Origin of the sequence: Luxibacter massiliensis, assembly GCF_900604355.1 — a bacterium.
GTDB lineage: Bacteria > Bacillota > Clostridia > Lachnospirales > Lachnospiraceae > Luxibacter > Luxibacter massiliensis.
In genome coordinates, this window is record NZ_UWOE01000001.1 from 3,542,872 (window position 1) to 3,559,336 (window position 16,465).

18 protein-coding genes are annotated in these 16,465 nt (G+C 41.9%); 3 read left to right on the forward strand and 15 right to left on the reverse strand.

Going from position 1 to position 16,465, the window contains the following annotated elements; genetic code table 11:
- Positions 1 to 19: 19 nt before the first annotated feature.
- The 3 genes from EFA47_RS16540 to EFA47_RS16550 form a co-directional block, all read right to left on the reverse strand.
- Positions 20 to 823, reverse strand: a complete 804-nt coding sequence (locus tag EFA47_RS16540; RefSeq protein WP_122644247.1) for a lectin-like protein — start codon at positions 821 to 823, stop codon at positions 20 to 22.
- A gap of 397 nt (positions 824 to 1,220) precedes the next feature.
- Positions 1,221 to 2,570, reverse strand: a complete 1,350-nt coding sequence (locus tag EFA47_RS16545) for a glucose-6-phosphate isomerase (protein ID WP_122644248.1) — start codon at positions 2,568 to 2,570, stop codon at positions 1,221 to 1,223.
- Between the two features lie 201 nt (positions 2,571 to 2,771).
- The gene (locus tag EFA47_RS16550; protein WP_122644249.1) at positions 2,772 to 3,539 is read right to left on the reverse strand and encodes a hypothetical protein; all 768 of its coding nucleotides are present in this window, start codon (positions 3,537 to 3,539) and stop codon (positions 2,772 to 2,774) included.
- Positions 3,540 to 3,890: 351 nt separating this feature from the next.
- Here EFA47_RS16550 and EFA47_RS16555 point away from each other — a divergent pair, with 351 nt between their 5' ends.
- The gene (locus tag EFA47_RS16555) at positions 3,891 to 4,133 is read left to right on the forward strand and encodes a TIGR03905 family TSCPD domain-containing protein (RefSeq protein WP_122644250.1); all 243 of its coding nucleotides are present in this window, start codon (positions 3,891 to 3,893) and stop codon (positions 4,131 to 4,133) included.
- A gap of 223 nt (positions 4,134 to 4,356) precedes the next feature.
- On the opposite strand, the gene EFA47_RS16560 is transcribed toward EFA47_RS16555, so the two are convergent.
- A complete protein-coding gene (locus EFA47_RS16560; RefSeq protein WP_122644251.1) occupies positions 4,357 to 4,863 on the reverse strand; it encodes a DUF6147 family protein in 507 nt (168 codons plus the stop codon).
- Between the two features lie 85 nt (positions 4,864 to 4,948).
- On the reverse strand, positions 4,949 to 6,061 hold the full coding sequence (locus tag EFA47_RS16565; protein WP_122644252.1) for a DUF4367 domain-containing protein: 1,113 nt from the start codon (positions 6,059 to 6,061) through the stop codon (positions 4,949 to 4,951).
- Positions 6,062 to 6,215: 154 nt separating this feature from the next.
- Between EFA47_RS16565 and EFA47_RS16570 the strand changes: the two genes are divergently transcribed.
- Positions 6,216 to 7,292 carry an undecaprenyldiphospho-muramoylpentapeptide beta-N-acetylglucosaminyltransferase gene (locus EFA47_RS16570; RefSeq protein ID WP_122644253.1) on the forward strand — a complete coding sequence of 359 codons (1,077 nt, stop codon included), beginning with the start codon at positions 6,216 to 6,218 and terminating at the stop codon, positions 7,290 to 7,292.
- A gap of 665 nt (positions 7,293 to 7,957) precedes the next feature.
- On the opposite strand, the gene EFA47_RS16575 is transcribed toward EFA47_RS16570, so the two are convergent.
- A complete protein-coding gene (locus tag EFA47_RS16575; RefSeq protein ID WP_122644254.1) occupies positions 7,958 to 8,497 on the reverse strand; it encodes an RNA polymerase sigma factor in 540 nt (179 codons plus the stop codon).
- Between the two features lie 13 nt (positions 8,498 to 8,510).
- Positions 8,511 to 8,918 (reverse strand): HIT family protein, encoded by a 408-nt coding sequence (locus tag EFA47_RS16580; RefSeq protein ID WP_122644255.1) that lies wholly within the window; start codon positions 8,916 to 8,918, stop codon positions 8,511 to 8,513.
- Between the two features lie 190 nt (positions 8,919 to 9,108).
- Here EFA47_RS16580 and EFA47_RS16585 point away from each other — a divergent pair, with 190 nt between their 5' ends.
- The gene (locus tag EFA47_RS16585) at positions 9,109 to 9,840 is read left to right on the forward strand and encodes a sensor histidine kinase (RefSeq protein WP_122644256.1); all 732 of its coding nucleotides are present in this window, start codon (positions 9,109 to 9,111) and stop codon (positions 9,838 to 9,840) included.
- A 294-nt stretch (positions 9,841 to 10,134) separates the two neighbouring features.
- Here EFA47_RS16585 and EFA47_RS16590 read toward each other — a convergent pair whose 3' ends face one another.
- From EFA47_RS16590 to EFA47_RS16625, 8 genes are all read right to left on the reverse strand, one after another.
- Positions 10,135 to 10,734 carry a rhomboid family intramembrane serine protease gene (locus EFA47_RS16590; protein ID WP_122644257.1) on the reverse strand — a complete coding sequence of 200 codons (600 nt, stop codon included), beginning with the start codon at positions 10,732 to 10,734 and terminating at the stop codon, positions 10,135 to 10,137.
- 33 nt (positions 10,735 to 10,767) lie between these two features.
- Complete coding sequence (locus EFA47_RS16595) at positions 10,768 to 11,547, reverse strand: DUF6382 domain-containing protein (RefSeq protein WP_122644258.1); 780 nt, start codon at positions 11,545 to 11,547, stop codon at positions 10,768 to 10,770.
- A gap of 103 nt (positions 11,548 to 11,650) precedes the next feature.
- Positions 11,651 to 12,148, reverse strand: coding sequence for a TadE/TadG family type IV pilus assembly protein (locus tag EFA47_RS16600; protein ID WP_164690044.1), 498 nt, complete (start codon positions 12,146 to 12,148; stop codon positions 11,651 to 11,653).
- A gap of 1 nt (position 12,149) precedes the next feature.
- Positions 12,150 to 12,581, reverse strand: a complete 432-nt coding sequence (locus EFA47_RS16605) for a prepilin peptidase (protein ID WP_122644260.1) — start codon at positions 12,579 to 12,581, stop codon at positions 12,150 to 12,152.
- A 43-nt stretch (positions 12,582 to 12,624) separates the two neighbouring features.
- Positions 12,625 to 13,428, reverse strand: a complete 804-nt coding sequence (locus tag EFA47_RS16610; RefSeq protein WP_122644261.1) for a pilus assembly protein — start codon at positions 13,426 to 13,428, stop codon at positions 12,625 to 12,627.
- A gap of 133 nt (positions 13,429 to 13,561) precedes the next feature.
- Positions 13,562 to 14,947 carry a DUF5702 domain-containing protein gene (locus EFA47_RS16615; RefSeq protein ID WP_122644262.1) on the reverse strand — a complete coding sequence of 462 codons (1,386 nt, stop codon included), beginning with the start codon at positions 14,945 to 14,947 and terminating at the stop codon, positions 13,562 to 13,564.
- 14 nt (positions 14,948 to 14,961) lie between these two features.
- Positions 14,962 to 15,141, reverse strand: a complete 180-nt coding sequence (locus EFA47_RS16620) for a Flp1 family type IVb pilin (protein ID WP_235853345.1) — start codon at positions 15,139 to 15,141, stop codon at positions 14,962 to 14,964.
- 126 nt (positions 15,142 to 15,267) lie between these two features.
- Complete coding sequence (locus EFA47_RS16625; protein ID WP_235853284.1) at positions 15,268 to 16,419, reverse strand: type II secretion system F family protein; 1,152 nt, start codon at positions 16,417 to 16,419, stop codon at positions 15,268 to 15,270.
- Positions 16,420 to 16,465 lie beyond the last annotated feature (46 nt).

A 16,465-nucleotide genomic window follows, 5' to 3' on the forward strand; every position in this document is an offset into this window, starting at 1 on the left:
TATTTCTGCCTCCTGTTAGTTAATTCTCGTACTCACATATATACCCTATCTGCCCTGAGTAGGCTGGTTCCGCGGCAAGCATATCATTGGGGGTATCATTCCATACAAATCTTTTTTCTCCGTCAAAGAAAAATAGGCTCATATATTTTTCCTCCAGATTTCCATCCTGAAAGCTGGGTTCCCCCGCTTTCCATGCATCGCTGCACCAGACATTCTCTGAATTAAGCTCCTCACCAAACAGCTTATTTTCCTCATTTGCCCAGTAATATTCCTGGGACTGGCTGTCTCTTCTGCCCCCAATATGAAAATAAATATTTGTGAGCTTTTGTTTGCTTATTTCTTTTCTGATAGCCTCATACTCATTTTCACTATTAATTCTTACCAAATACCCGCCCCGGCTGATACAGTCCTGAAATGCCTCCTCCCATGTGGCATCCTTCACTATATACTCGTATCGGTGAATGGAACTGTCGTCGGCGGGAATAGAGGAGTCATAGGTATTTAAGCTCCCGCCTGCCTGTTGGCTCACCTGATCTTTACTCCCCTCTGTCCCTTTGGCTGTGTCTGTCCCCGCCTCTCCATTATCCTCCTGACCCTGGCCTGATTTATCTGCATCGGCTGCATGATTGCTGTTCTCCTGCCCGGCTTTATCTGTATTTTTATCAGTTTCACCTTGGGATGAAACCTGAGCCTTATTTTCTTCTGTCTTTTCTCCGGACAGCAGATTCCCTGCGATAACTCCTGCCGTAATTCCCAGCACAAATGCCAGTATAACTCCAACAATAATCAATATCCGTATTTTGCTTTTGTGATTCCCTTTCATACCTCTCTCCTCCTTTTATTCCCGCGGGCAACGAGCCAAGCGGACATGTTTACATGTCCCTTTGGCGGCTGCCGCGAGGGTCTAATACCCCACTGCTTGCATCGCTGCTAGTTTGATGCCCCGTATGCTTGCATCGGGGCCTTTGGCTTTTGCCTGCCTCCCATAACCATATACCGGACAACAGGCTTATTGCCAAAGCCGCCCGAAGGACGTAAATTAAAGGGTGCCCTTTGGGTATACTCTAAAGACATCCTCTGGCACGCACCCTTGCGGGTGGGTTCGGGCAAACAATGTATACGTACCAAGCCTCTAATGTCCAATACTTATGATAAAAGACAGAAGCCCCTGATTCACAGGGCCTCTGTCTTACAGAACTTCCTACAATCAAAAATTTAATTTACAGTCTCTTTAACAGGGCTTCTCTCTCAGCCTCAAACCCAGGCTTGCCCAAAAGTGCAAACATATTCCTCTTATAGCTCTCCACGCCAGGCTGATTGAATGGATTAACGCCGAGTAAATATCCACTCACGCCGCAGGCGAACTCAAAGAAATAAAACAGCTGGCCTAAATAAAACTCTGTCTGCTCGGGAATTGTCACCATCAGATTAGGCACATTGCCGTCTGTATGGGCGAGAATTGTTCCGTTCATTGCACTTTTATTAATAAAATCTACCGTCTTACCTGTCAGATAATTCAGGCCATCCAGGTCAACGGGTTCCTCATTGATAATAATCTCCTCTTTAGACATCTCTACATTGAGGACTGTCTCAAACAAAATCCTGTTTCCATCCTGGATAAACTGTCCCATGGAGTGCAAATCGGTCGTCAAGTCTACTGATGCCGGGAAGATGCCCCGCTGGTCTTTACCTTCGCTCTCTCCATACAACTGTTTCCACCACTCGGATATATAGTGCAGGCTCGGCTCATAATTAGCCATAACCTCAATTACTTTACCTTTTCTCAGCAGAATGTTACGGACTGCCGCATACTGTAATGCGCCGTTTTCTGCAAAATCATTTTCCAGGGCTTCCTTTCTCGCTGAAGCAGCGCCCTCCATCAGTGCTGTAATATCTGCACCGCTCACTGCAATTGGAAGAAGGCCTACTGCTGTCAGCACGGAAAAACGGCCTCCCACATCGTCAGGCACTACAAAAGTCTCATACCCTTCCTCGGTTGCAAGGTTCTTCAACGCTCCCCTTGCTTTATCAGTAGTAGCATATATTCTCTTAGCTGCTCCCTCTTTTCCATATTTTTTTTCTAAGATTTCTTTAAATACACGGAAAGCAATGGCTGGCTCAGTAGTCGTCCCTGATTTGGAAATCATATTGATAGAAAAATCTCTGTCCCCTACTACGTCCATCAGATCTTTTATGTAAGTACTGCTGATACTGTTACCCACATAGTAAATCTCCGGCGACTTTCTGATCTCTTTCGATACCACATTGGCGAATGAATGTCCAAGGAAATCAATCGCGGCCCTCGCTCCCAGATAAGAGCCGCCGATACCGATTACTAATAATACATCCGAATCACTGCGAATCTGCTCTGCCGCCTTCTGAATACGCATAAACTCTTCTTTATCATAATTAACCGGCAGGTCAATCCATCCAAGAAAATCATTGCCCGCGCCTGTCTTTGCAACAAGCTCCTCTTTTGCCTGTGCAACCAGGCCACTCATATATTCCATCTCATGTCCCTGAATAAAACTACTTACTTTTGAATAATCAAATGTAACTTTTCCTGCCATTGTTATCCTTCCTCCCTGAGTCGTATCTCTCTATACTTTACCCCACAGTTTTGCTGTATATTTACTAGCCAGGACCTTTGCCGCAAAACCTCCGCTGGGGCAGCTTTGTACTTTGATTTTGCCTTGGCCCCGCCCTTCCGGGCCCATGTTGTACAGGCCCGCTTAGATATATATTAATTTTACCAAATATGCCCTTCTTTATCAAGCTAAAAACTCCTCCAATATTTGACGGATGGCCTCTTCTTTTAATGCAGGCTGCTCCCCTTCCTCCGTCTTTTCTTTCACTGTACGGCGGATTACCTGTCTGGCGGCATCGCCTTTCTCCACCTTTCTTGGCTCTCCTTCTATATTAATAGATAATTCCTTTTCCTCCTTCACCGCTGCCGCCCTGGACGCACTTGTGCTTTCTGGACTGATAACATCTATATTCTCTTTTTCTGTCTGTTTTACTCTCCTGTAACGATGGGCGCAGACATTCTCCAAATAATCAACCATATAATTTTTTGCAGCGTTTATTTTGTAAGTCTCATCAGATAACTGGCTGATTACTGATAGGACAATCATCTCTGCGGCCCCCACTGCAAGATACTGAAACATCTGCTCACAAAATCCATGTGCCGCATAGTGTCCAAGCGCCCCGGCGGCGGCCAGGATTCCTGAAAACCATATTGTCTGTATTTCTAGCTGTCTCCACGTATGTATTCGGAAAATAAATCCCCGATATTCATATATGTACTTCTCTACAAATGCCCCTACATTATCCACCGTATCGTGTATCATACATGCGTGTTCATATTTGGCCCGCACGAGCTTCATCAGTTTGTGTGTACTCTTTGACATATTACCTGCCGCCTTTGCCATGCGGCGCAGAGTAAGCTGGTTTACAATCTTGGCCAGCACTCCTATGACACCTATTGCAATCATTAGATAGAAAACAATATTTGTGTCAGCTGCTACATTCTTAAACATAACTAGACCTCCTGTTTTTGGTTGTGCCACAACTACCATTTTTTGGTGTGAGCTTATTATAGCCCAACTTTCCCGGACATGCCTTAAAAACCGTTCTACATATTTCGCCATATGCAAAGTCCCGGGCCCTCATACTGCAATCTGAGATACTTAAGAATTCTAGGGCATTTGAAGTCTTTTAATCCTTAAATTTAACAGCCTGTTTTAAACATAGTATTTTTGTGCGCCTTAAGAATGCTCCTGTCATTTTATAGCAAAATCACCCGAAAATTGACTGACGAAAATAATATACTGGTAATTTTTTTTATGATTTGTTATAATTCTCATAGAATTTATTTGGGAGGTCATGCTATGCAATATAAGCCGCAGGGAGTCTGTTCACAGATGATAGATTTTGAAATTCAGGATAATAAGGTAAGAAATGTAAAGTTTCTCGGGGGATGCAGTGGAAACCTCCAAGGTATTGCCAGTCTGATTGAGGGAATGGATACCAGCGAGGCAATTGCAAGAATTGAAGGCATTAAATGCGGATTTAAAAAAACATCCTGCCCGGATCAGCTGGCACAGGCATTAAAAAAAGCAACCGGGAATTAGAACCGGTTGCTTTTTTATATGGATTTCCATGAACTCTATTTTAATAAATGACACTCCATCTCGAGCGATTGAAGCAACTGTCTGGTGCAGCGCATCAAAAAATTTGTGGTGTTTTCTCGGTACAGGTCTTTTCTATAATCAAAATTGTTAATAGTTTCTTTTCCTGTATGCGGTACACTTGACAGTTGCTTCAATCGCTCGAGATGGATAGTATTTATGGAGGCTAGTTTACAAAGATACCGTCTGTTGCAGTATTAGCTCTATCATATGGTATTGTATCCTTCATCCCTGCCACATGATCAGCATGAACTCTATAATAGTAACCACTGTCTACCTTCATTGTCTTAGATGTAGCAACATAGTATGTATCCTCATCCTCTACTTGCCAAAAATCAATCTGATCCCATTTTTCGGTTTCTTCATTATATTGGTCAACATATATTACCGTTGATACATAATCCACTGTATGGTTTGCTGTCGTCGAGGCATAGACATATATTCTACCTTTTCCAGCTTTCGTAATGGAACAATCCCCATCCATTAAATGTATGCCTCGAGTCATTTCACTTTTTGTAGTTGCTGATGCTGTATCATTATTCGTAAGATAAGAACCATCAATCTGTATCGGCGAATTATCAATTTGCATCGCGTTTGTATTAACTACTGAACTAGAAAAAACGCTGAACATAATTCCCATCGTGCATATAGCAGACAGTATTCTTTTTTTCATTGCTTCTTTTCTCCCTTTTGTATTTACTTTTATTATTTTTTATTTCTGATAAGTAAACAAAATAGCAAGTTAAAACTTACGCATCTTATTCAAAATAAATCATTTTGGTTAAAATTTCTTTGATTTCCTCTTTTTCTAATATACCTTTTATTTGATAATGGATACCTAAATATTCAAAATTAGCTATATATCTAGTCGCATCTTGACCTTGTATCTTATATTCTTCAACTATGATTTCCTGTTTGGAATTTTTTACAGCAAATTTGTCTACTAAAATGTCCTCCTTTTTCTGATTCAATGAGGAGTCCGCACCATTTATATAAACAAAGTATCTAATTATTTGTCCATTATAATTATAAAAGAATTTCGCCTGTTTTTGTTCTTCATCTATCTCCGCTCTTTGTAAACTCATACCTTTAGGTTTGAAACCTAGTTCTATAATTGAACGACCCAATTTTTCAGTTGCTTCTGTATATGCTGTTATCTCCTCCCCGTCCTCACTCGTCTGTATCTCCATATCCTCCACATTTATAGTTTGAGTCGCCTGATTTCCTAATAGTCCACCAATTATCTCTTTCCAATATGACTTGCTCCCCACACTTGTCATACTCATTCCGGCTACCATTAAACAAACTACTGCCACTGCCGCCGCCAGGCGTTTTCCTGCAGAAAAATGAAATCTCCTGGTTTTCTTCTTTGTCTCTTTATCTGTATTCAAATTCCCACCAACAAGGGTATCCTCCATTTCATCCCCTTTGGACTGACGGACTTCATCCAACAGAGTCTGCCCAATGGCGTCCCTTAATTCTTGTCCGGTAGATGAGTGAGTCCCATCCAGCAGGGTATAAAACTTTGACTCTCCCTTATGCAAACCTCTCTCCTCAGCTTCCCATCTGAGCAACTCTCGTCCAAGGTGAAGCGCCACCGCATCTGTGTCTGACAGCCTAAACTTGATTTTATCATTTGTAAGTAGAGAAAAATTTGGCGTAATCTCCTGCGAAAACTCTTCGTTATTACTATGCTTATGGCTTCTGACGCCTTTCTCCTCATAAGCCCGTATTTCAGCCAAAAGCTCCTCTTCCATCTTTTCCGACACGCATATATCTTCGAGGTCAGCGTTATTTATTATTTTCTTTTCTATCTTCCTGGCCTCTTTTTCGATTTCTTCCTTCAGTAAGAGTTTTTTGATTTGTTTCATTCTTGCTCCCCTTATTTTGGTTACTAGTTTTTCTTGACTTTTTAATAAATAAGTTTAATATGAAATTATATGTGTTTTGCCAGTTATATGCAAGTATAACTTTCGGTTTTTTAAGCATAATATAAACAATTCATATCTGGAGGTCTTATATATTATGAAAAGAATCATACTTACCGGCGGTGGAACAGCCGGGCATGTCACCCCCAATATAGCCCTGATTCCCCGGCTTAGGGAATTGGGTTATGATATCCAATACATAGGCTCCTATAAAGGTATCGAAAAGGAATTAATCGAACCTTTTGGGATTCCCTATCATGGTATTTCTTCCGGTAAGCTCCGACGATATTTTAGTGTACAAAACTTTACAGATCCATTTCGTGTTATTAAAGGTTTTGGCGAGGCCCATTCTATTATTAAAGAGCTAAGGCCCGATATTATCTTTTCAAAAGGAGGCTTTGTATCTGTCCCTGTTGTCCTGGCAGGCAAGAGGTGCAAAGTTCCTGTCATCATTCATGAATCTGATATGACACCAGGCTTAGCTAATAAAATTGCTATACCATCTGCAACTAAGGTATGTTGTAATTTCCCTGAGACACTCGAATCACTTCCAGAGGATAAGGCAGTGCTCACCGGTTCCCCCATCCGCCAAGAATTATTATCCGGCAATAAAATTGCTGCCTTGGATATGTGTGGTTTCTCCGCAGACAGACCTGTTATTCTTGTAATTGGCGGAAGCCTGGGTTCTGTAGCAGTTAATAATGCAGTTCGCCTGGCCTTGCCTGATCTGCTTGAGCATTTCCAAATTGTACATCTGTGCGGTAAAGGCAAAATAGACGAATCCTTGAGCAGTATGGATGGCTATGCTCAGTTTGAATATATCAAAAATGAACTCCGTGATATATTCGCCTTGGCCGATATTGTTATTTCCAGGGCTGGTGCAAATGCCATATGTGAACTTGTAGCTCTTAGAAAACCCAACCTCCTGATCCCGCTTTCCGCGAATGCAAGCCGCGGGGACCAAATCTTAAACGCCCGCTCATTTGAGCGTCAAGGTTTTAGTATGGTTCTGGAGGAGGAAGATCTCACAAAAGAATCACTGCTTGAAGCTGTAAGAAAGCTATATAATAACCGCGGCACTTATATGGATGCCATGCGGGATTCAAGACAGCAGGACTCTATTGATACAATTATAAGCCTTATAGAAGCAGCCAGCGCCAAACAAAGTTCTTAAAGATGGCCATAAAAGCTATTACTATTGATTCTTTATTTTAAAGTATTTGTAGTGAACTATCCTCTTTAGTGGCATCCCTTAATACATGCCTATTAAACAACTAACGTTCAATATGATATACCTATTGAACTTCTAATGTTCAATGGGATATACCTATTGAACTTCTAATGTTCAATGGGATATGCCTATTGATCTGCTAAGTTCAATGGGATATGCCGCCTATTGATCTGCTAATCTCCAATAGGATATGGGTTGGGACATTTCCTCAGTTGATAGCGTGTTTCAGGCAAATTTATAATTAGCAAACCTACTGTACTGATTCGATTTGTCTGGAATGCGCCCCTGATAAAAGTAACCGAAGAATAAAACAAATTATCAAACACTCATAGTACACTGATACGTCTGCTTTCTATAAAATAACTCTATTTTATTTCTATCGGCTTAATTGTTATCGGCATGTGCTGCCATTATCTTCAGTATTGCAGAACAAAAAATTATTTAATTCATTTACACAAATATAAATATCCCAAAACACTATGTATTGTATATAGGATATTGGCAACACATAGCAGTGTTGCCACATCTGCAGCCAAAGCTGCAGAAAGTCTTAGATATGTACTGGACACATCAATTAAATCTTATTCCTTGCGGCCTCTTCCTACTTACTATGACCGGTTTAGTTCGTCATACTCTACACCGAATTCCTTCTTTATCCAAGTTCTGGCTCTATGTAATAGGCTATGAAGAACTTCAATACGAATTCCCATCTCCTCTGCTACTTTCGCCTGAGGTATTTCAAGATAATATACCAGAGTCATGGCTTCATACCATCTCTTGTTTCTCTCCATCAGTGCTGTAAATATTTTTTCATGAAGCTCGTGACGTTCAAGATCTTTTAATTCTTCCATAAATTCATATTCTGCACTCTCGACTATCTCCTGAGCTTCCCCTGCTATTTCATCATCCGGCACTTCGCGCACGGCTCTTTTCTTATAATTTAAGGCATAATTCTTAGCAGTGGTATATAGCCATGATTTAATATTACTGCGATTCATATCATTATAATAAATATATAATTGCAAGAACGTATTCTGGGTAATATCTTCCGCCACATCAAAATTACCGGAGTATGTATATGCCGCCTTTAAGACAAGATTTTTATATTTCTCGTAAACCTCATCAAATCCATTATTTTCAGTCAACATTTTATCCCCGATATCACATTACTTTACTTAGTATCTCTTCTTTATCCGCATCTGAAAGCTTACCCATTTTCCAACCTAACCCTACATTATCACCTTTATATCTTGGGATCAGGTGCATATGAAAATGAAAGACAGTCTGCCCTGCCGCTTCTTCATTATTTTGTACGATATTATAGCCATCGCAGTCCAGAATACCTTTGAGCTTCACTACCATTTTCTTGGCCAAAACCAACACTTCAGCCGCCAGTTTTTCATCCAAATCATATAAATTCCTATAATGCTCTTTCGGAATAATTAAAGCATGTCCCTTTGCAGCTGGACTTAAGTCTAAAATAACACGGAAGTTTTCGTCTTCATAAAGGGTTGCGGATGGAATCTCACCCGCTGCCAATTTACAAAAAATACAACTCTCGTCTCTCATAGTATTCCCTCATTTCTTTTTTATTTACCCATAGTATATCCCATTTTTATCGAAATGAGAAGAGTTTTTATCCTCCTATTCATACGCTTTTTCCCCTTGCTTCCTGTCGAAAATTGTCAATCTGATTTTGTTGAACACAGCGAATCAACGTGCTAGACTACAATCAGAACTACAAAAGGAGGGCCAATAAATGTTACATAATGTTGACATCAATAAAATGAATACGCTTATGGAGGAAAACCCTGCCGCAAAGCAGATTATCAGCCAATTGTTGGACAACCATCATGAAACCGTTTCCACGATTGCCCACGAAATACGTAACCCCCTTACTCTAATATCTTCATCCCTTCAGGTCATGCAAATCCAACACCCTGAAATACAGGAGTTTCCTCACTGGAAACAGACTCTTGGGGATGTCAATTTTGTATGCCAGCTCCTAAATGAACTATCTACCTTTAACAATGGGAATACCCTGCACTACTCAGTTTTTTCCATAGAGCGGCTTCTTAAAAATGTTGCAGTTTCTTTTGCAATTTCTCTGGATACAGATGATTCTGACATCGAATTTACTTCTTCTATCCCTTCTGGCCTCGGCGATATTACAGGGGATAAAATAAAACTGGAAGAAGTCTTCCTAAACCTTCTGCGCAACGCTAAAGAATCTATCACCGGCGAAGGCAAAATTCAACTTACAGCAAACTGTAATAAAAATTCACTAATAATACAATGTAAAGATAGTGGATGCGGCATATCAGAAGATATTATTGACTATATATTTGAACCGTTCAGAACTTATAAAGAAGGAGGCACCGGCCTAGGACTCTCACTCTCCAAAAGAATCATTGAATCACATGGCGGCTCCATATCCGTTGATTCCAAAATAGATGAAGGTTCCACCTTTACCATCATTCTTCCGATTTAACAGCAGTGGACTTGTTATACTACCAATATTAAATACCAAAAATACTAATATGATGCCTGGGTCAAAAGGTTATACACTTCATATCCGCATACCCTAAAGGACGCCCCTTAGCGTATACTTATTGAACTGCTAATGTTCATATGAGGTATACTTATTGGACTGCTGATGGCCAATGAGGTAAATCCAATGGCATCCTCCTCTCCCCCCTGGGGGTAAATATACAGCCCATGCTGTATGGAATGTATAACTTAAGAGCCAGCAATCTAAATCGTTTACCCCGCCAGAAATTCTATATTATAGAACATGCCGGGATACTTTTCTGCGGTACAAAATACCCGCCAATATAAACCCACTGATCAGTCCCCCTATGTGGGCAGTGTTATCAACTCCGGAACTTGTAAACCCAAAATAAAGACTCAGGAGTACCATAAACAAAAGCCCTTTATTTGTCAGGCGCCCCACATTCCCCCGGTTCTTTATTACCACGCTGACCAGGCCTCCCATTAGTCCAAATATAGCGCCAGATGCACCGGCAGAGACATAGTTAATATTTCCGGCCTGGCTCATCAACAAGGATAATAGATTGCCGGCCACGCCTGAAACAAGATAAACAATCAGAAACCTTATCTTTCCAATCTCCATCTCCAAATTCCACCCCAACGCTCCCAGAAGTATCACATTATTTAACAAATGCTCTATGCCAAAATGGAGGAATATGCTGGTCAAAAGCCTATAATACTGGCGGCCTTCTGTGACATACGGCCCATACATTGCTCCATACTTCAGCATAAGCCCTGTATCCTGGGTTCCCCCCACAGCTGTTAAAATTAAAAATAAACTTATATTTATTACTATCAACGCAATCGTGCAGACTGCTCTTTGCTCCTTTTTCATGGAAGTCCCTCTCTTCGTACAATATGTTTCACATTATAAAGGTTCTTCCTGCTCCTGTCCATCTGTTTCAAAAATCAAATCTTTCCAGCTGCCCCATCTATTTTTTTTAGCTCTCCCCACCGCCCTTTTCCAAGGAGTCCAGCGTCCTCCAATTTCACGGATAGTCTGAACATCAGCGGAAGGTTGATATTCTTCCTCAAGAGGGGAAAATAGATGTTCGTTAGGCAGGCTTCCCCCCTCCTCCACGTCCTCTCCTGGCTTTTTATTTTCTCTCTGCTCTTTGTGTAATTGATATTCCTCCACTATCTTTTCCAGGTCATAATTTTCCTGCAGCGTAGCTTTATGTAGTTCATAAGCCAGCATAATTCCTTCTGTCTCATCATAATCCAGCTTTTGCACAAAATATTCTGTAATAACATGGAATGCTTCGCACAGTGTTTTCTTTCTGCCTGGCAAATAACAAAAAAACCAGGTCTTTCCATCATAAAACATAAACTCTGGATGTAACAGAAGGCTATTTGTACTCAGCATATGCTTTCCCACTGATTTAACCACCTCCATCAGCCTGTCCACAAAAACAAGCATATCTTCCTGCCTCACTGGGGAGGACTCAAACCTGGCCTTCATGGACACCATACCCGTAACCGCATAACTGTAACGGCTCTTGCCATCTATCCCACAGCCTGTAACATCCAACAACCCTGGGATATTATTTTCCCTGATCATAGGAATCTGATAATCCTCTTCATACAAATGAGGAAAATCTATATGTAAATATACTTTGTTCAATTCTTTTTTATAACCTGTTTTCATCTTCGTGCCCAACCCTTCAAATTTAATAATGTGTATTTTAAAGCTATGCCGGGATATCCTCCTATGCAGGCAAATGGACGCTAAGGCATCCAGTAAAGCCTGCCTACTGCTTACTCACAATGGACTCTAACTGTTTTCTCTTTCTTATTTTGTCCTCTGGTTTTAACACAGCCGCCCTGCTTGCAGTCTGGATTAACATCCTGCCCTTCCCCGCCTGTACAGAAACCTCTACCATATCTTCCCCATCTGTTACTTTAATTTCTGTTATATGTAGTAAAATCAATTTATGGCCGATACGTTCTCTGCAAAACCCTTTTAAATCTGAAATCTCCTCCCCTTTACTTCTTTTACTCTGGGCCCCTACAGATGCAGTCTCCGCTGACGCCCCAATGATTATATTTTTATCGTGATAATAAAATACTGTATATACTGTAAATAAAAGAACCAGCAATACCAATGGCATAATCCAGGACATCTCCACAGTTACACTGCCTTTTAGGAAAGCAACTGGACATTTCTTTTGATTCCTTTTTTGATTTCTTGTATCTTTCCATCTTGCTGTATTGCAGAGCAAAGTACTGTATTCTCTGAAGGGAAACATACTAAAACCCTCCTGTACATATCCAGACAACATATGCTGCCATTAAAAATGGTACAAACGGGTATCCAGTCCTGCGGTCAAGCCTGTGAAATATAAAGATTGCCGCTGCATATATGGCTGCCAGTGTGAATGCAATTAGAAGAAGTCCCAGCAGGCTCCAAAACCCCAGATAAATCCCCAAAACTAAAATTAACAGACTATCTCCATAGCCAAACCCTTCCTCAGTCGCCCTGCTGACTGCCAGAAATACAATCCCTGTCCCGGCTCCTGCCAGTACCAGTACAACAGGCATTTCTCCCTGGTATATATGGACGCTGACGGCCGCTGCACCGCCTGCGGCCAACAGCCACAGGGGCAGTCTGCGGATACGGATATCTATAGCTGATAAAATACATAAATACAAAGTACATACAATCTGTCCTGCTTCGCTCATTTTACATCCCCTCTCTTAATCCTGTAAGTAATCCTGAATATACTTATCCCTGTCCCGAACATCTGCTGCAGCCTGCCCTTGATCCAACATCTGATTTTTTTACCGCATGGATGGTCCTTTTAAGGCCGCTGCAGTTTAATGAATTATGATACTTCCTGCCTGTATTTGTAATATACACACCGGCCATAGTCTCCCCATGGACACACTTCTCACATCCTTTATATTTTCCCCCGTCCTCACTGCGTAATCCCTCCAATCCAGAAAAGGGCGTAAAACGTACTGAGAGCTGAAGATAAGTACATTGGTAATCCTCGTGGTATACAAACGCGGTGTCGGTCAGATATACAATTTTATCCTGCCCCTTCGTCCCATCTCTCTTTGTATATCCAGTCCATCCCTTTACTCTCATTTCTTCCCTGAACCTGGCGGTTAAATTTTTAAATCCTGGAAAAGGCAATTGTACTGAATATTCAGCCACTGCTTTAATCTCGCCACTAAGTGGAGAGTAATATGTCCTGCTGCAGTCTATCCCTGAGCTGCCGCCCGCTACAATGCTGCGGTCAAGCCTGTCAAAACCGGCAGCCTCTACTACATCACTTTTAAATTTAAATATATTTACTGCCGGAAGCAGAACCGCATCGGCTGCGGCTGTCTTAGCTGCATCCTGAAGCGCTGCCCGGATGGTTATACCCACAGCCTGGATCTCCAGCATATACACCAAGGTAAGTACAGCAAAGAAGTACAGGGGAATAACCAAGGCAGCCTCCAGAGTCACACTTGCCCTTGGACTCAATACAGACGCCCTTTCTTTTTTAGATTCGGATGGGTTTGTATCAGATTGTGTCATCGCAGTCTTTCCTTTCTTAATATTTTTTCGTTTAGGGATATATTTCCCTGCCGTAAGGGATGTCCGGCAGGTTTGATTATAGAAAGAAAGGGCGTCTGTATTGAGTCCAAAAACAACTTTTTTGAATCAGCACTTAAAACTCATATCCAAAATATGTGGGAAAACTGTAGGTAAGTCCATCACGTATGAGCGCTTCACTCTGTACTCTGACCTTAACAATACAGTTATCAACAGCAAATGCTGACCTTCCCGATTCCATTTTCATATTTTGTTCAACCCGGTCCAGCGCCCGCATTGTCAGTGTGTCCTCGTCCTGCAGAAATAATAAAATTCTCAAATAGTCCTTATAGGACACACCCCCTTCGGCATCCATACCATCCTGTATGTCGCCTCCTGTGCCCAAAGTCAGAAGAGAGGAAAGAGAGAGCTGCCAACTGGCGCTGTCCTTCACCAACACAGTCCTCTTTCCCGCCATCAGCGCCCTGACATCCACAATACTTTCTCCAAATGCCCATGCTGCCAGAAGAGCCTGCTTTACAATCTCTGCCGCTCCGGGGAGCGCGGCCAGTGTAGATAGAGTCAGCGCCAGCGCTTCCGCCTCTGCCTTACGCACTGAATCTGTCAGTAAATACAAATAATTAATGCCAAATCGGATTGCCAACAGTTTTCCTGCTACTGCCTCCAAATTCCCATAGTCATCTTCCTTTCCCCCTAGCATGTACTCAATCTCATAGGACAGGCTTTGATCTTCCCCCCTTGTTTCTATGGCATTCCCAAATTTTTTAAGAAGGTACTCCCTAAACAAAAGTTTCTCTTCCAGTCCATTCAATCCCTGACGGAAATAAAAACTTCCCCTGCCCGTCCTTAAACTCCTCATTGAAGGCTGCTCCCCTGCCGCGACCCTCCTGCCTGATACTTCATACTCATCGGGAAGTACCAGGCTTAACAGGCCGCGGCTTTTTAACTCCTCTACATGTGGGAGAGGGTTGTCCTCTTCTGGAAGTATGCCCTCCCCCTCCTCAAGTATTTTTTGCAGCTCAGTGTTTACCTCCATATCTTCCTGTTGGGCTTCTTCTCCCTGTAATTCCTGCTCCTCCCATATTCCTGACATGCCTGCAAGTTCACGGACTGCCGCTATTCCATATGTATCCTCCATATATGCCAATACTTGTTCTTTAAAAGCTGTGCCCTTTCTATCTGATAGGTACTGAATCCCCTGTATATGGTGGTCTATGCCCACTGTCCCATAATAATGCATATGATCCAGAATATTCTCCTCCCTGAATGTCCCTGACCCATAGCTCCCATCAATAGCAAGAAGCTCATACTTTTCTAAAAGCTGCTTCTCGTATTCTCCAAATGCAGAATATACCGCCCGGTCCGTATCAAGTCTTTTCTGGTTTTTTGCTGTCTGGAGCACTGTACTTTCTAACATTGCCGCAATAAACGAAATAAAAAGTACGAATATAAAGCTTAAAAAGACTGTGATTTCTCCTCTCTTCCAATAAATTCTCTGCACTTTCCTTTCCTCTTCTAAATACCAGCGCTTTCACTGGTAATCTTTTCAAATATAGAGTTTACCAGACTGATAAGCTGTGTCTTAAATATAAGAACCAGTGCTATGATGACTACCAATATTAAAATCATTTCTACTACTGACAACCCTGAATCATCCTTTAATATTGCTTTGATTTGGAAAAGCCTTGTTCTAATCTTTTCTCTAAATATCTTCAAACTTATTTCCTCCTTTTATATTAAACATAAGTCCCTGTATTCCCTCTTATAAACCCCCGGACTGCCGGATAGACAGCCAAAACAGATATGCAGACGCCAAATCCTTTATATTTGTATAGTAAAAAATGCTGGTATGACAATGATTACAATTACCACTGCCAACATCATAAACATAGGTCCCAACAGTTTTGTGCCTGCCTCTTCGCCCAGTTTTCTGGCCCTGTTCTTTCTATCCTCAAATGCATCTGCGGCCTCCTTTTTCAATAAGTCCGCCATTCCCTTAGTTCCCTTGCGCAGGTTTTGAGACAACATGGAACCAAATTTGCGGTAGGATGCCAGGCCGCATCTCATACCAAATTTCTCATAGCACTGGCTCTCTGACACCCCTTGCTGTATCTCATGCATAGTATATGCCATTTCCTCATATGCTTCGCGCCGTCCCTTTCGCCCTTTTTGCCTCCCATACTCCTCCACCACCTTGAACCATGCGGCCCTTGCAGTCATTCCAGCTCCAAGAAAGAGGGCAAACTGGCTGATAATCTGGGGATAATCGGCTGTCATCTGTTTTTTCCTGTCCTCCTTTCTCTGTTTTTTCTTTTGCTTATCCAGTGCATATACGCCTACTGCGGCAACAATGCCCAGAATAAATAGTCCCCCAGCACGTGAGTCCTTTGGATACTTCCAGGTAACTTTATTTCCATCTACCTCATCAGGTAAAGTAAGCCAGTCCTCCTCTCCCGTCTTACTTTCCTGCTCCTGTACTGCGGCCTTAAGCTTTTCGAGCTTTTTCTCCCACTTAGTCAGTTTAGGCGGAAGGACGTTCACATAAAAGGTATGTACTGCCTCTTCTTCTCCATATGTAAGTAGCGCCCTAAGCTCTAAAAGGGTACCCTCCTCTTTTAAGTTCTCTGTCTTAATCTCGCCTAACAGATTAAGAATGTCATAATCCCCTACTTCCCAGGCTACTTCTATACCCGTGCCGGGAATCTGATCTGGCAGGTCCAGGTTATGCCTGACTTCATCCAGACTTTTATTCTCTCCTAATATAAGCTCTTCAAGAGAAGCGGCTGCCTCCTCAAAGACCTGCGGCATCTCCTCCTTCTTATATCGCTTCTCCCCTAAGGCTACAGTCATCTCTCCTTCCCGGCCATCCAGCTCCACTTCCAAGTCTATATCTTCACTGCCAGATCCATAATCTCCCCTTCTCAGTATACTTTTGCCCTCATTATTTTTATCTGGCGCACGCAAGCTGTCCATAATGAATACCAGCAGGGCTAAAAAAGAGACTAACATAAATACTAAA

Excerpts from the sequence above, each read along its gene's own strand:
- EFA47_RS16550 (WP_122644249.1), bottom strand. The coding sequence starts at position 3,539 with ATGTTTAAGAATGTAGCAGCTGACACAAATATTGTTTTCTATCTAATG.
- EFA47_RS16545 (WP_122644248.1), bottom strand. The coding sequence starts at position 2,570 with ATGGCAGGAAAAGTTACATTTGATTATTCAAAAGTAAGTAGTTTTATT.
- EFA47_RS16605 (WP_122644260.1), bottom strand. The coding sequence starts at position 12,581 with ATGAGCGAAGCAGGACAGATTGTATGTACTTTGTATTTATGTATTTTA.
- EFA47_RS16595 (WP_122644258.1), bottom strand. The coding sequence starts at position 11,547 with ATGAAAACAGGTTATAAAAAAGAATTGAACAAAGTATATTTACATATA.
- EFA47_RS16590 (WP_122644257.1), bottom strand. The coding sequence starts at position 10,734 with ATGAAAAAGGAGCAAAGAGCAGTCTGCACGATTGCGTTGATAGTAATA.
- EFA47_RS16560 (WP_122644251.1), bottom strand. The coding sequence starts at position 4,863 with ATGAAAAAAAGAATACTGTCTGCTATATGCACGATGGGAATTATGTTC.
- EFA47_RS16570 (WP_122644253.1), top strand. The coding sequence starts at position 6,216 with ATGAAAAGAATCATACTTACCGGCGGTGGAACAGCCGGGCATGTCACC.
- EFA47_RS16580 (WP_122644255.1), bottom strand. The coding sequence starts at position 8,918 with ATGAGAGACGAGAGTTGTATTTTTTGTAAATTGGCAGCGGGTGAGATT.
- EFA47_RS16540 (WP_122644247.1), bottom strand. The coding sequence starts at position 823 with ATGAAAGGGAATCACAAAAGCAAAATACGGATATTGATTATTGTTGGA.
- EFA47_RS16555 (WP_122644250.1), top strand. The coding sequence starts at position 3,891 with ATGCAATATAAGCCGCAGGGAGTCTGTTCACAGATGATAGATTTTGAA.
- EFA47_RS16600 (WP_164690044.1), bottom strand. The coding sequence starts at position 12,148 with ATGTTTCCCTTCAGAGAATACAGTACTTTGCTCTGCAATACAGCAAGA.
- EFA47_RS16575 (WP_122644254.1), bottom strand. The coding sequence starts at position 8,497 with ATGTTGACTGAAAATAATGGATTTGATGAGGTTTACGAGAAATATAAA.
- EFA47_RS16585 (WP_122644256.1), top strand. The coding sequence starts at position 9,109 with ATGTTACATAATGTTGACATCAATAAAATGAATACGCTTATGGAGGAA.
- EFA47_RS16565 (WP_122644252.1), bottom strand. The coding sequence starts at position 6,061 with ATGAAACAAATCAAAAAACTCTTACTGAAGGAAGAAATCGAAAAAGAG.
- EFA47_RS16610 (WP_122644261.1), bottom strand. The coding sequence starts at position 13,428 with ATGACACAATCTGATACAAACCCATCCGAATCTAAAAAAGAAAGGGCG.
- EFA47_RS16625 (WP_235853284.1), bottom strand. The coding sequence starts at position 16,419 with ATGGACAGCTTGCGTGCGCCAGATAAAAATAATGAGGGCAAAAGTATA.